Below are 14,762 nucleotides of genomic sequence, written 5' to 3'. Positions count from 1 at the left end.
CCCGGAACGGCTCTGCCGGCGTTCATAACGAACGGTATTTTTTGAACATGAGGAGATCTCTTATGCCCAAGCTGATCGCGAAAGACACGCGGATGCGAAAACTCCCGGTGCCGTCAGACGCCGTCCGCAGCGAAACATGGGGAGGTCGCGAACGACTGGTCGTTTCGGCGGAGGCGTTACAGACGCTCTCCGCCGAGGCATTTCACGACGTCTCCTTTTATCTTCGCTCCCGCCACCTGGACATGCTCGCGGCGATTCTCGACGATCCCGAGGCATCCGAGAACGACCGATACGTCGCGGCGGCCCTGATACGGAACGCCGTGATCTCGGCCGAGGGCGAGCTTCCTCTCTGCCAGGACACCGGCACGGCGACGATCATCGCGAAACGGGGCGGCGACGTTATCGTCGACGGCGACGACGCCGAAGCCCTGACGGCGGGCGTCGCGGACGCCTATCGGCGGTCGGCGCTCCGGTATTCCCAGATCGCGCCGTTGTCGATGTTCGAGGAGGTGAACACCCGGACGAACCTTCCGCCGCAGATCGACATCGGATGGGCCTCGGGGATCGAGTATCAGTTCCTATTCATGGCGAAGGGCGGCGGTTCGGCCAACAAGACGGGGCTGTTCCAAGAGTCGAAGGCGCTGCTGAACGAAGAGAAGCTCGAGGCGTTCCTGCGCGAGAAGATCGAAGCCCTGGGCGTGGCCGCGTGCCCACCCTACCGTCTGGTGGCCGTGATCGGCGGCACCTCCCCCGAGTTCAATCTCAAAATGTTGAAACTGGCTTCCGCCGGAGCCCTCGACCATCTTCCCCCGGCGGGATCCGCGGATGGGATCCCCTTCCGCGACCGGCAATGGGAAGACCGCGTCATGGCGATTGCCCGGGCTTCCGGCCTGGGCGCCCAGTTCGGAGGGAAGTGGCTGGCCCTCGAAGCGCGCGTGATCAGGCTCGCCCGGCACGCCGGCTCCTGTCCGGTCTCGGTCGGCGTTTCGTGTAGCGCCGATCGCAACATTCTGGGCCGCATCAGCCCGGCCGGCGTTTTTCTCGAAGATCTCGACCGAAACCCGGCGCGTCTTCTGCCGAAGATCCAGAGAGTCGCGGGTACCGCTCCGACGGCCGTCGATCTCACCCGGCCGATGACCGAGATCCGGGCGCAACTCGGCACCCTGCGGGTCGGCAGTCTCGTCCTGCTGTCGGGACCGCTGGTCGTGGCCCGCGATATCGCTCACGCCCGGCTCAAGCGGATGCTCGACGACGGCGAACCTCTCCCCGAACTTTTCATGAATTGTCCCGTCTATTATGCGGGTCCCGCGAAGACGCCGGGCGGTCATGTCATCGGCAGTTTCGGCCCGACGACGGCCCAGCGCATGGACTCGTACGTCGAGGCGTTCATGTCGCGCGGCGCATCGCTCGTGATGCTCGCGAAGGGCAATCGCTCCGCCGAGGTCACGGCCGCCTGTCGCACGCACGGGGGCTTCTATCTCGGCACGATCGGCGGCGCCGCGGCCCTGATCGCAAAGGAACATATCGTCAGCAGCCGCGTCGTCGCATTCGAGGATCTGGGTATGGAGGCCATGTTCGAGATCGTCGTTCGCGACATGCCCGCCTTCCTGCTCGTCGACGACAAAGGCTCCTCCTTCTACGACGCCGTCCGCTGCCGCTGAACGGCTTTTTGCTTTTTGCGCCCGCTTCTGCCTATACTCGCAGGCCAAGGGCAGGGGTTTTCGCTCGTGCCCGACAAGATCGAACGTAAATCACAGAGAACACCATGGCCACAGAGATTTCGCAGAGATTTTTTTGAATTCCTTCGTGGATTCTCCGTGTTCTATGTGCTCTCTGTGATAGCGGTTGCGAAACCTGAAACGGAGGCATGAACGATGAGCGTGCCGGCGTGGCTGAGCGGGGCGGTGTTTTACCAGATCGTGCCGGACAGATTCCGGCGCGCGGAGTCTTCCGGCGAATCTCCGCACACGCTGCTGAAGTGGGATGCGAAACCGGCATCGAGCAAGGCGGGCAGCCAGGAATTCTTCGGCGGCAACCTCCGGGGAATCACGGAAAAACTCGATCACATCAGGGAACTGGGCGCGAACGCGATCCTGCTTACGCCGATCAACGCGGCGCCGTCCTACCACAGATACGATACGACTGATTATAAATCAATAGACCCGCTGCTCGGAGACTGGAAAGACCTCGAAGAACTGACAGCGGCTGTCCACGCCCGCGGGATGAAGATCATCTTCGATGTCGCCCTGAATCACGTCTCGAAGAAGCATCCGTGGTTCGTCAGGGCAGAAGCGGATGCCCAAGCGCCGGAGCGAGGATACTTCCGGTTCAATGGCGACGGCACGTATCTCTGCTGGTGGGGCCACGCCGGCCTTCCGGAGCTTCAACTCAACGACCGTCGCCTGGTTCAGGAGCTGATCACCGGCGACGACAGCGTTCTCTCCTTCTGGCTTCGCAAGGGGTTCGACGGCGTGCGGCTCGACTGCGCCAACGACCTCAGCCTCCAGACGTGCGCGCTCATCTCGTACACGCTCAAATCGCGTTTTCCCGAGGCGGCGGTCATCGGCGAGGTCGCGAATTATTCGGTCCCGTGGCTGAAAGCGCTCGACGCGACGCAGAGCTATTTTTTCACGAACACCGTCAAGGCCCTGTATCACCGAAGCATCACGCCGGCCCAGTTCCAGCACAATCTTCGCCTCGCATACGGCACGGGCGCGTTTCACCAGTTCCAGATGCTTTCGTCTCACGACATTCCGCGCGCCCACACCGAATTCGCCGCGGACCCGGCGTTTCACCGCGCGGCGCTCAGGCTCCAGTTCACGCTTCCGGGAATTCCCCTGGTGTATTACGGCGAAGAGTTCGGCCTCAAGGGGGGGCGCGACCCCCAGAACCGCGCCACGATCCCCTGGGAGAGGCAGGAAGCCGCCATGGCCGCTCCGTTCACGCAGGAGATGCGCCAGCTTGCCAGGCTTCGAGCCACTTCCCCTGAACTCCAGCGAGGGCTCTGGGAACCGCTCTGTGTCGATGGCGTTCCAGACCTGACCGCGTTTTTCCGCGCCGACCCCGCCGCCCCCGACCGGCTGACCGTCGTTGCGTGGAATCTCGCCTCCGAAGCCCGCACCGTCACCCTGACGATTCCGTGGGGCTGGCTGTTTTCCGAACTGGTGCTCGAGGAGGTATTCACGAAGCGCCGTGCCGTCTCGAACGCCGGCATGGTCCCTTGTCCGCTCGAGCCTCATGAATGCTCGATCTGGCAACTGCGAACGGACGTCAAGCCGAACTATTCCTTTTTCAAACGCTGGAAGCCGTCTTGACCAGGACCGAGGGCCATGACAGCCTCCTTGTCTCCTGCATGACAAAACCGGTTTTGCCTTCCCGTTCATCCCATGCCTTTCGAAGCAGGAGAGGCCTTTGCCCTTCGGCAGGTCCGGGGCGAACGGACGTTTTTCTTTCCGCATGACTCCAGAGAACCGCCAGCCGCCGCCGGCATGCTGGCGGCGGCTGGAAAAATGCGTCGCCTTATTTTGGTGTTTCGGAAGCTTGCGACGCCTCGGCCGCGGCTTCAGGCGCCGCAACGGGAGCCGGAGCGGCCGCAGGCGCGGACGGAACCGGGGCTGGGAGTCCCGGTTTTGGGGCCGGCACAGAGCAGGCCGCAGGCGCCTTTCCGGGGTGTTTCTTCCATCGTTTCATCGCATGCAGACGATACCCCGCGACGGCAAGGATGGCAAAAACGAGGAGCCAGATGACGCGACGCGGCCAGGGGTTTTCCGCGTCGGCGAAGGGGTCTTCCAGGCTTCGCGTGGCGCCGGCCGGGAGCTCGGCGGTTTTCGTCAGGGAACCGCCGAAGGCGATGCTCATCAGCAGCCGGGAGTTGACCGCCCAGCCGTTCGCGTCGAGGATCGGGCCGATGTTGCGGTTCCTGAGCCGGATGGCCGCCATGATCATCGAGGGCCCCGAGACGAGTAGGATCAGCCCGAAAACCGCCAGCGGCATCTGCCACCAGGAGAGGGCGAGGAACCCGGTGACGACGCTCGCTATGGCCGTCCCGATCGCGCCGATCGCCAATCCTATAGCGGCGAATATACCTGCGAACCGGCCGACGTCGAACGCCGGCGAGGCGGCCGGGGGGCCTCCGGCTGCGGGAGCGGCCGCCGCCTGGGCCTTTTCCGCGGCGCCTGCGATACCACCCGCAAGTTTTTCCTGCATCGCCTTGTCACCGGCGCCTGCGAACTTCTCCACCTGTTCCGTGATCATCCGGCCGATCCGGCGATAGGGCGTCCAGAACGCCTCGCCGATGCTGATCGGGTGTTCGACCAGCTTGACCACGACCGCATCCCAGTCGCGGCCGCGCCGATCGACGAAAATGCCATGTCTGCCGACGGCGAGCAGTTCCGCATCGCCGGCCGTGAAGGCGGCGACGATCGACATTTTCTCACTGCTTCCCGAGCGCACGCAGTCGCAGTAGGCGAGGTAGGTCTGGCTCAACGCCGCCATGGCCGCATGTTTGCTCACATCGTCGACGCGCATGCAGAGATCGCAACTGCGCCCGTCAAGATACAGCGTGCCGTTCTGGAAAACGGCGCCTCGCTTGCGATCGTAGAAATCGCGGAACGACACCATATTATTCAGAAGCGTATATAAATCGCGGTGCAGCCGCACCAGCCGTTCGACCGAGTCGATCGCGGCCGCCTCCGAAGCGAGGGCTTTGTCCTGGGCGATCAGTTCGCGAACGTTCCGGTCGAGCGAGACCCCCAGAATCGCCCGGACGCGCGGCAGGCCGAGCCGCTCGACGCAGGTGCCGGTCTTGCCGGCGAGCCATGTTTCGTGTGCCGAGAAGGTGGCGACGATCTTGTCCCATTCGGCCGAGGTCAGGGCGGTCTTTTCCCCAAGTCGCGGCAGGACGACGAGCCGGTTGAAGGTTTCGATCGCCTTCGTCCAGGCCGGGTTGACCGCATCGTTCAGCGGAAGCGCCCATCCGGCTTCGATCCGGGCCAGCGGCAGATCGGCAAGTTCGGGGCTTCCCGAAGACAACATCCTGACCGCCATCTGCTCGTAGTCCTTTTCAGACCGGTTGAGGGGTCCCGTCGAACGAGCGTCGAACGCCGCCAGCCGGCAGCGCGTGAAAAAGTCATCTATCTTCGCTCTGACGGCGGAAAACGCGGCATACGCGGCAACGGTATCTCCCCGGTAGGGAAGAATCGCCGGATCCGCTTCCCCCGCCCGCCACCAGGCGTCGTATGCCCTGCAAGCCTCGACGAAAACGCCGAGTCGCGCCTCGTCCACCCCGGGAACACCGCTTCGGTCATCGACACCGCCGACGCAGGAGATGATTTCCTCGATCAACTTGCGCCCAGCCTCGTCTCCGGCGGCGGCTGGAGGAACGATGCCGTCGCCGTTGAAACGCGTCGCCGCAAACTTTTTCGAGGCATCGGCCACGTCGGTCACGGCGATCGTGTCTGCATCCGGCTTGCCGAGCCCGGCCAGAATGCGGCGGGCCGAAGCGACGAGCCGTTTTCCTTCGTCATCGGCGTCGTTGATCGAGGCCAGAGCCAGGGTTTCCGAGCGTTTCAGAAGATCCTCGGGATTTTTCAGCCGGCTGCAGACCCATTCGACCGCGGACAGAACTTCCGGCACGCGAACTCGCCCATCCTTATCAGAATCGATCAGGGCGAGGGTCGCGGCGTCCAGTTCGAGTCCCTGAACCGGGCAGCTCAGGGCCATCCACAGCTTAGGATCGAGCTCACGCAGAGCCTCGAGATCGGCTCCCGAGTCGAGACAGACCTGATCCACGCCGCCGGAGCGAAAAAATCGCCAGGAGTGTCGCTCTTTCGAGGGATTCTGTGCTTCGGACATACGCAAGCATTCTCCTCTTCACATGTATTTTACTATATATAATGACGTCGTTCCGGAAATTCATCCCGCCCGTCACATATCATACCACCCGAAAAATCAGCGTGCCGCATTGGGCGAAACGATCGGCGTGATGCCAAGCCTGCGCGCATCCTCGATATCGATGATCTGAAAGTTTGGATCCGTGTCCTCTTCGAATTTCTGTTCGTTCTTCAGGTATTCGGCCGTGGTCTCCTCGATGACCGAATCGAAGAACCCGCGTCCCTTTCCCTGCGAAAGCATCGTCGTCTCGAGGCAGACGAACGTTTCCTTCGCCTCATCAAGATATATTCCGAGATACGCATGATCCTCGAGAATCACGAGAAACGGCTTGATCCCGATTTTATACAGCATCGATGCCATCAGGACGCAGCCGTCGACGCAGTTCGCCTGGGCGTTCCCGACGGACTCCTCGATGAACCTGACGTTCTGGACCTGCACGATGTCGGAGTGCGCCGACGGGGTCGTGATCGAACTGTATCTGATTCCCCGCTTCTGGAGGGCGAGCCAGATGGCGTACACCTGGTCGAGCACGGTTTCCTGAGAACCTGAAATATACCCGTCGAACGACTGCACGGCCTTCGTGTCGAGGGCTTCCTTGAGAAGCCTGTCCACCATGGGATGGTTCTCGTTCACGTACGCCGCGAACATGTAGCTGTGGTCTTCATAGGAACCGTCGTCGGCGCTCACGAAACCGTAGACACAGTCATTGACGGAACGGAGCATCACCGTCTTCGCCTTTACCTGCGGCGGCGCCCCGTCGATCGAAACCGAAAAGACGACGTTGAACGGCGCAGCCTGCCTGCGTTCCTTCACCGCGTCGTAGTTGTAGATAACCTGCGGATACACCCAATATGTCTGGCTCGCGAACGGCAGCGCGCCTTCGAAGACGACGGCGTCCATGATCGCGTTCGGCTTCAGTTCGACCCTGATCTTCGCGTTGTCGCGGGGGCTGCAGACCGAGACCCCGAGAAGGCCGTAGCGATCTCCGAGCAGGCGAGAAGACGATGCGGATGGTTCCTCATCCGTTTTCAGAAGGGCCGTCGCGAAAATATAGGATGGGAAAATCTGCGAGTCCATCTCCACGAAAGGCTCCCACTCACCCGGCGCAAGCGGCTTTTCCGGGAAACCGGCAGCCGCGGTTCCGGTCGCCTCTCCGGCGTCATCCGCTTCGCCGTTTCCCGATCCTCCGACGATCTCCGTCGCGGCAGCAGGCGGGCTTCCAGATGCCATCGAAGACGTCATCTCCGCCCCGGCTTGGAGGAGGACATGTCCGGCAAGCACCAGAACGATGCCGATCAATGCGAGTCTTGCAGTCACGGCGCATCTCCCCGAACGATGAAATGATGAACGGCGGTCACACGAAACTCCATCTGCCACATGCAGGGTCACGAGCCGGAGGAACGGCGTTGGCGACGGGAACCGAAATAGCCGCTTTTGCGCATGAACGCCAGGGAAGAAAGAATGCAAAGCACTCCGCCGCCGCTCAACGTCGCGGCCACGCCGGCCTGATGGGCTATCGCCCCCTGGATGAGACTGCCCAACGGCGACATCCCCATGAAGGCCATCATATAGAGGCTCATGATCCGGCTGCGTTTGTCGTCGTCCGTCTGCATCTGCAGAAGTGTGTTGGCACTCGCCCAGCCGCTCGTCATCCAGTATCCGGAAATCACGAGGAGGATCATCGCCGGCCACAGACTCGACATCCACGTGAACGCCACTAACGACAGGCCGCAGCAGGTGAACGCAACCGGCACATACGTCGCAAGCCCTTCCGCATTCTGCCGCATGGCGAGGTGAAGCGCTCCGGCCAGGGAACCGAGGCCGAGCGCCCCCAACAGGAAGCCCAACGTTTCGGCCCCGCCGCCGAGGACGTCCTTCGCCACGACCGGCAGCAGCACGGCAAAAGGCATCGCCGTGAAACTGAAGATGGAAATCAGAATCAGGATCGATCGGATCCCTTCATGCCGCCATGCGTAGGACATTCCGGCCCGCAGCTCGTTCAGGAAAGGCTTTTTTCCCTGACGTATCGAACTCTGCGGCAAGGTCATCCGCGGCAATACCCAAACAATGGGCAGAAACGTCAGCGCGTTCAGCGCGAAACAGATTCCCTCTCCCCAGGCGGCAACCGCCAGCCCCGCGAGAGAAGGCCCGACGAGCCGGGCCGCGTTGAAAGCGGAGGAGTTGAGCGCGATCGCGTTGGCGAGATGCTCGCGGCGTTCGACCAGTTGCGGAACGAGCGCATGCCTGCCGGGCATGTCGAAGGCGTTGATGGCGCCGAGTACCGCGCACATGGCGAAGAGCACCGGAAGATTGATCATGCCCGAGAGCGTAAGGCCGGCGAGAATCGTCGCCTGGACCAGGGCCGCGATCTGGGTGATCCAGATACTGCGCCGCAATTCGCGACCGTCGAGGATCACGCCGGACACCGGCATCAGGAGAAATGCCGAGAACTGGCTCACGAAATCCGCCGCCCCCAGCATCGTCGGGGAGAGACTTATCCGGTAGACGAGCCAGCTGACGGCGAGCCGCTGCATCCAGGTGCCGATCAGCGAGAAGCCGTTGGTTATAAAGTAAGCACGATAATTCGCCGATCCCAGGGCCGGGAACAGGCTCGCTGCGCCGGATATGCCGGATGCGATGGATTCATGGCCGTCGTGCAATCCCATTTGGTGTGCAAGATACCCCTTTTTGCGATCCGGGTGCAAATCAGGGCTTCGCCGACGCCTGCCGCCGCAGGCTCATCTTGCCGACGGGTGATCCCGCATCATACAATCGGCTCATGTCACCGACAGGCCACGCCTCGCCCCCGGTTCATTGGGCAGCCCGAACCCTCAAACTCGGCACGACAACGATTCCTCTGCTGATCGCAAGAAGAGCCGTTTCCGAATCGGATTGCGGCATTTCCCGGGTCGTGATCGTCGCGCACGGGCTCGGCGTCGACAAGGAGGTGCAGCGCCCCGAACTCGAGCGCCTGGCCAGGGCCGGGTTCATCGCGGTATGCCCCGACGCCCCTCACCACGGTGAGCGTCGGGACGGTCTTCTCGAACGACTCGACGCATCGACCGGCACGGAGCGGCATGAGCGGTTCATCGGCATGGTATCCGAAGCGGCATCGGAACTTCCTCTGCTGATCGACCACTTCAGGCACAGCCTGGGGGGAAGAGTCGCCGTGGCGGGGATCTCGATGGGAGGATTCACCACGTTCGCCTCGTTTCTGCACGACCCGCGGCCGGATGTCGCCATCCTCTTCCTTGCATCCCCGGACTGGCGCACCCCGGACCAGCGCCTGGCGGGACTCCCGCCGAAAGGGCCGGTCTGCAACCCCGACAGGTTTTTCCCGGTTCCCCTCATGGCCGTTACCGCGGGGTGCGACACGGTGGTGCCGCCTGATGAGACCGTCTCGTTCATGGAAACGCTCCGCCCGCTGTATGCCGCCGCCCCGGGCTCCCTCCTCCACGCCGGCTATCCGTCCTCGGGGCACATGATGCGCGAGAACGACTGGGACGATGCCTGGGAACGGGCGATTCTCTTCCTGAACGAGCACCTCTGAAAAAATTTTCAGCATTTCGCTTGTCCGAGTTTGTCTGCGGACGTCCGCGGACGTTCGGAATGATTTCGGAATGTTTCGCCCCGTACGCGGTCATCCGCCGGCGAACCCTTCGGAAAACCTCATTTCAGGCCGAAAAGGTTCATGGTTTTGTTTGCCTCCTTATAATTTCGGGCCGGATCCACAAGATCCGGTCTTCTTTTTTTCCCGCATACGCGCTGTAGGGGCGGTTCGCGAACCGCCCCTACGGTTGTATCTCGGTTGTTTCGTCCTTGCGGTGCGCTCTCTGGAACGCCTCAGCAGTGTTCGCGGAACGTCTGGAACTTGATTCCCGGCCAGTCGTCGATGAGCTTGCCCAGGCGCCAGACATCGGCGGCGAGATACGTGAGATGCCCTTCCGAATCGAGGGCCATCCGGGAGCGGTGCTTGCGCTCGAACTCGTCGAGCACGGTCTTGTCGTCGCAAACGAGCCAGCGGGCCGTGGCGTAATCGACCGGGTCGTAGACGGCGTCAACGCCGTATTCGTCGCGCAGGCGGGCCATCGTGACGTCGAATTGCAGGGCTCCGACGGCACCAAGGACGTAGTCGCTGCTGTTGAGGATCGGTCGGAACACCTGGACGGCGCCTTCCTCGGAAAGCTGCAGTAGGCCCTTCTGAAGCTGTTTCGCCCGGAGGGGGTTTTTCAGCCGCACCTGTTTGAACAGTTCGGGGGCGAAGTTCGGAATGCCCGTGAACTTGAGAACCTCTTTCTCGGTGAACGTGTCGCCGATCTTGATCGTACCGTGGTTGTGGATGCCGATGATGTCGCCGGGATACGCCTCTTCGACGTTGGTTCGATCCTGAGCCATGAAAATCGTCGCATCCTTGATGACGATCTCCTTGCCGAGGCGATGGTGCATGACCTTCATGCCGCGCGTGAAACGGCCCGAACAGATGCGCAGGAACGCGATACGGTCGCGATGCGCCGGATCCATGTTCGCCTGGATCTTGAACACGAAGCCGGAGAAGCCCTGCTCTGCCGGATCGACGATGCGGGTTACGGCGGCGCGAGGCTGGGGCTGGGGGGCGAGTTCGACGACGGCGTCGAGCAGTTCCTTCACGCCGAAGTTGTTCAGAGCGCTTCCGAAGAAGACGGGAGTCTGGTTGCCGCGCCGGTAATGTTCGAAGTCGAAGGGATTCGCGGCCCCTTCCAGCAGTTCGATGTCGGTGCGCAGGTCGTTCGCCTGGTCGCCGAGCAGTTCGTCGAGCTTGGGATCGCCGAGATCCTCGATGAGGATCGTATCCTGCGGCTTCGTTTCGCCGCCGGCGCGGAACAACTGGATCTGTTTCTTGTACAGGTTGTAGACCCCCCTGAAGTCTCGCCCCATGCCAATCGGCCACGAGAGGGGCGTGCATTCGATCTGCAGGGTGTTTTCGATGTCTTGGAGGAGCTCGAGCGGCGTGCGGCCTTCGCGGTCGAGCTTGTTGATGAAGGTGATGATGGGCGTGTTGCGCATGCGGCAGACTTCCATCAGCTTCTTCGTCTGCGTCTCGACGCCCTTCGCGCTGTCGATCACCATCAGGGCGCTGTCGACGGCGGTCAGCACGCGGAACGTGTCTTCCGAGAAATCCTGGTGGCCGGGGGTATCGAGCAGGTTGATCTCGAAGTCGCGGTAATGGAACTTCATGACCGAGGTCGTGACCGAGATGCCACGCTCGCGCTCAATCGCCATCCAGTCGGAGGTCGCGAATTTCGCGGCCTTGCGCGACTTGACCGCGCCGGCCATCTGGATGGCGCCGCCGAACAGCAGCAGCTTTTCCGTCAGCGTCGTCTTGCCGGCGTCGGGATGGCTGATGATGCCGAACGTGCGTCTTTTTGCAATTTCGCCCAGGTGTTTCTCGTTCACGACTTTCCCGCCTTATCCTGCGTTGAATACCTTGGAAACGTTGATTATACCACGATTTGAATCATTTCTCAAGCAACGGGCGGGTGCATGTCGCGAACGGACATGCTATTCTTGGGCCGATGGATCACCACAGCACCGTACAGGCCATTGCGGAGCCAGGTTCCGAGGCCGCCGCACGGCTGCTCCGCTCTGCCTCGCGGATCGTCATTCCGCTGCTGGTCATCTTCGTCTGGGTTCTTCGGATGCCCGCCGCGGAAGACGATTTTCGCATTTTCAGGCAGGCCGGAGTCGACCTGACGGCAACCGGCAACCCGTATCACTCGACCCCCGGCCCGGAGGCGGCCGGGAAGCTCAGCCGGGAAGCGGCCGCCGAGACGAAGGTTTTTCTGTATCCGCCTTTTGCAGCGTATCTTTTCAGGCCGTTCGGATTCCTGACGCCGGAACACGCGCGGGATCTCTGGTTTTTCGTGAATCTCGGCCTGCTCGTCGTTTCGTTTCTCGCTGCCTGGCATGCCCTGGCCCCGCCCACGTGGGAAGGGTGGAAAATCCCGGCTTTCGTCCTGTTTTTTCTCTCGCCTCCGGTGCTGATGACGTTCAACCTGGGCCAGGTCAGTCTCCTGCTTTCCGCGCTGATCCTGCCGGCCTGGCGCCTTTCGTCGACGTTTCCCGCCGCGGCCGGCCTACTGCTGGCCGTCGCCACGCACATCAAGCTGTTCCCCGCCATTCTCTGCCTCGCATTCATCCGCACGGCGCCCCGCACGATCCCCTGGACGGCCGCCTGGATCGTCATCGTTGCGGCGATCGTGACGTTTGCGGGTGGGGCCAGTCAGTGGTCGGCGTTCTTCCAGACCACCCTCGCCTCATCGTTTTACCCCGTCACAGGAGAATTCAACATTTCCCTGAATGGCTTTTTCCGCCGTCTGCTCTCGGAAAATCCCCACGTGCGGGCGATCGCCGACGCGCCGCAGGCGGCCACGGTGCTGACCACCGCCGCCGCACTGGTCGTTTCCGCCGCATGCCTCCGGCTGTCGATCGGAGCCCCCCGGCGCGGAACCACTCAGGATCGGTCGTCGGCTGCAGGCGTATCGGACGCCGACCCGCTCGTTTTTTCCGCCTGGCTCGTCGGCATGCTCCTGCTTTCGCCGCTGAACGGCTTCTACAACCACACACTCCTGCTGTTCCCCGCCCTTGCCGTCCTGGGCCGGCTGTCGCAGGCCGGCACGCTTCGGTCTTGTTTCATTCTGCCGGGCGTCGCGTTTCTGCTCGCATGCTGGTGGCCCCCGGGATGGGCGGAAAAATATGTATCATTGAATATATGGCTTCGTGAAGGATGGCGCGGGCTGTTCCTGACCCCATCGTTTTACGGGCTGGTCCTGTTTCTGCGTGTCGTGACGAAACTCGCCACGGACACGGATCACCGGCCGTAGACCCGGCCACCCACAGGAGGATTCAGCATGGCCATCAAGCGATTTACCCAGCAAAGCTGCGCGGCATGCGTGTTCTGGCTCGCTATGGCGGCAGGCGTATCGCTCGTGCTGCTCCTGGTCGTTTCGAGGCTCGCACTCGGCGCAGCCGTTTCCCTCATCCAAAGCGTCTTCGCCTTCGTCTGGGCGGCGGCAACAGCCCTGGTCCAGGGCCTCGCGACGCTCTCCGTGACGACCGCCTGGGGCCTCGGCGCTTCCGCGGTGCTCCTTGCAGGATGGCTCTGGATGCGCCGGGCCCGGGAGCATCGATGGCGCCGCATCGAGACCGTGCGCGACGAGATCGAACCCCTCCTTGCCCTTCTCAAGCGGAAAGGCATGACGACCTACCGCCACCGCATCGAAGCGATGCGTGACCGGCTGTTCCTCGAGCGCGACCGCGTCGAGGAACTCGACGAACTGCTCTGCGAGGAACTGCCCCGCATCGAGGAGCGGTTCCGCGAGCTGTCGAAGCAGTATCACCGATCCCCGCCCGGCAGTGAGAAACAGGAAATATGGGAACTGATGGAGTCGCTGACGGCGAACAGCTCCGCCCTCCGCAGCCGCCGAAGCACGGTCGAAAAGTTCGAGACGGGAAAGATCCAGCTCGCCACAAAGCTCAACTGCCTGCGCCTCAAGTTGTCGGGCCTCGAGCAGAACGAGAGCGAGATCGGCCCCCTGCTGCGCACGATCGACGACGTCTCGTTCATCGCCGACGCCGTCGACCGCTCTCCCGACGCCCCACTGTCCGACCCCATCGTCCCGCCGCCCCGCTCCAGCCGACCGACTCGGGAAGAGGATCCGAGTTCCCCAAACGTTCCGCCGCGAACCCCGGAGGGGCCTGAGGGAAACTAACCCAGCTGTTTCCGCTTTGGCCATGGAATCGGAACGTGCGACACATCACCCCCGAAACATCCGGGAGAACAAACGGCTCCCACCCGCCGTCGCGGATTGGAAGCCGTTTTTCCCGGTAAAAGCAGCCGGACGAAGATCAGCCGTCGGCGTTGATCGTGGCGATCAGTTCCTTAAGAACCGTCTCGGCCTTGTCGTTGTCGACCTGGCAGGTGCCGGCCGCGTGGTGACCGCCACCGCCGTATTTGAGCATCAGCTGGCCGATGTTGGTCTTCGACGACCGGTTCACGATCGACTTGCCCGTCGCGAGAACGGTGTTCTGCTGTTTGAGCCCCCATAGCACATGTATCGATATATTGCACTGCGGATTCAACGCATAGATCATGAACCGATTGCCGGCCCAGATCGTCTCCTCCTTCCGGAGGTCGAGGATGACGAGGTTCTTGTGGATCGTCGAGCAGTCCCGCAGCTGTTGCTTGAATTTTTCCTCGTGCTCGAAGTAGATGTCGACGCGTTCCTTCACGTCGGGCAGCTCCAGAATTTCCTTGATCGTCATGTTCTTGCAGCAGTCGATCAGGTCCATCATCAACTGGTAGTTCGAAATCCGGAAGTTGCGGAATCTGCCGAGGCCCGTTCGAGGGTCCATCAGGTAGTTGAGGAGCACCCAGTCGGTCGGGTGAAGGATCTCGTCCACGGAGAAACGCGCCGCATCGGCCTTGTCGACCGCCGTCATCATCTCTTCAGACACGGTCGGGAAGCGATTTTTCCCGCCGTAGTAGTTATACACGACCCGGGCCGCAGACATGGCGTCGGGATCGATGATATGGTTCGGCTGGAGGCTCGAGTTGCGAAGGGTTTCGCTCAGGTGATGGTCGAACACCAGATGCGCGCCGTTCACATAGGGAAGATTCGTGGTGATATCGTTCGAGGAAATCTCGACCTTTCCGTCCTGCATGTCTTTCGGATGCACGAACTTGATGTCGTTGATCATCCCGAGTTCCTTGAACAGGACGGCGCACACGAGACCATCGAAATCACTCCGGGTGACCAGGCGGAACCGTTTTCCCTCCTGATGTTCGACAACGGCAGTATCGGTCATTCTCCACTTCCTCCCTGATAATCATG

10 protein-coding genes are annotated in these 14,762 nt (G+C 62.0%); 5 read left to right on the top strand and 5 right to left on the bottom strand.

Annotated features, from left to right (window positions below):
• Positions 1-62 precede the first annotated feature (62 nt).
• Together PLU72_15350 and PLU72_15345 are read left to right on the top strand one after the other, a co-directional pair.
• On the top strand, positions 63-1,661 hold the full coding sequence (locus PLU72_15350; protein HOT29550.1) for a FumA C-terminus/TtdB family hydratase beta subunit: 1,599 nt from the start codon (positions 63-65) through the stop codon (positions 1,659-1,661).
• Between the two features lie 213 nt (positions 1,662-1,874).
• Positions 1,875-3,314, top strand: a complete 1,440-nt coding sequence (locus PLU72_15345) for an alpha-amylase family glycosyl hydrolase (protein ID HOT29549.1) — start codon at positions 1,875-1,877, stop codon at positions 3,312-3,314.
• Positions 3,315-3,519: 205 nt separating this feature from the next.
• Here the strand turns inward: PLU72_15345 and PLU72_15340 are convergent, their stop codons facing one another.
• The 3 genes from PLU72_15340 to PLU72_15330 all read right to left on the bottom strand — a co-directional run bounded on the left by PLU72_15340 (position 3,520) and on the right by PLU72_15330 (position 8,558).
• Positions 3,520-5,853 carry a hypothetical protein gene (locus tag PLU72_15340; GenBank protein ID HOT29548.1) on the bottom strand — a complete coding sequence of 778 codons (2,334 nt, stop codon included), beginning with the start codon at positions 5,851-5,853 and terminating at the stop codon, positions 3,520-3,522.
• Between the two features lie 96 nt (positions 5,854-5,949).
• Positions 5,950-7,209, bottom strand: coding sequence for a hypothetical protein (locus tag PLU72_15335; GenBank protein ID HOT29547.1), 1,260 nt, complete (start codon positions 7,207-7,209; stop codon positions 5,950-5,952).
• 68 nt (positions 7,210-7,277) lie between these two features.
• The gene (locus PLU72_15330; GenBank protein HOT29546.1) at positions 7,278-8,558 is read right to left on the bottom strand and encodes an MFS transporter; all 1,281 of its coding nucleotides are present in this window, start codon (positions 8,556-8,558) and stop codon (positions 7,278-7,280) included.
• 113 nt (positions 8,559-8,671) lie between these two features.
• Here PLU72_15330 and PLU72_15325 point away from each other — a divergent pair, with 113 nt between their 5' ends.
• On the top strand, positions 8,672-9,442 hold the full coding sequence (locus PLU72_15325) for an alpha/beta fold hydrolase (GenBank protein HOT29545.1): 771 nt from the start codon (positions 8,672-8,674) through the stop codon (positions 9,440-9,442).
• A gap of 293 nt (positions 9,443-9,735) precedes the next feature.
• Here PLU72_15325 and PLU72_15320 read toward each other — a convergent pair whose 3' ends face one another.
• Positions 9,736-11,325, bottom strand: a complete 1,590-nt coding sequence (locus tag PLU72_15320) for a peptide chain release factor 3 (GenBank protein HOT29544.1) — start codon at positions 11,323-11,325, stop codon at positions 9,736-9,738.
• Between the two features lie 119 nt (positions 11,326-11,444).
• Here PLU72_15320 and PLU72_15315 point away from each other — a divergent pair, with 119 nt between their 5' ends.
• Positions 11,445-12,752 carry a glycosyltransferase 87 family protein gene (locus tag PLU72_15315; GenBank protein HOT29543.1) on the top strand — a complete coding sequence of 436 codons (1,308 nt, stop codon included), beginning with the start codon at positions 11,445-11,447 and terminating at the stop codon, positions 12,750-12,752.
• Between the two features lie 27 nt (positions 12,753-12,779).
• Positions 12,780-13,640, top strand: a complete 861-nt coding sequence (locus tag PLU72_15310) for a hypothetical protein (GenBank protein ID HOT29542.1) — start codon at positions 12,780-12,782, stop codon at positions 13,638-13,640.
• A gap of 136 nt (positions 13,641-13,776) precedes the next feature.
• Here PLU72_15310 and PLU72_15305 read toward each other — a convergent pair whose 3' ends face one another.
• The gene (locus tag PLU72_15305) at positions 13,777-14,736 is read right to left on the bottom strand and encodes an exopolyphosphatase (GenBank protein ID HOT29541.1); all 960 of its coding nucleotides are present in this window, start codon (positions 14,734-14,736) and stop codon (positions 13,777-13,779) included.
• Between the last annotated feature and the right edge of the window lie 26 nt (positions 14,737-14,762).

This window comes from Candidatus Ozemobacteraceae bacterium (genome assembly GCA_035373905.1).
Lineage (GTDB): Bacteria > Muiribacteriota > Ozemobacteria > Ozemobacterales > Ozemobacteraceae > MWAR01.
The sequence above is the reverse complement of the archived record's forward strand: the minus strand, read 5'-3'. Positions and strand labels throughout refer to the sequence as shown.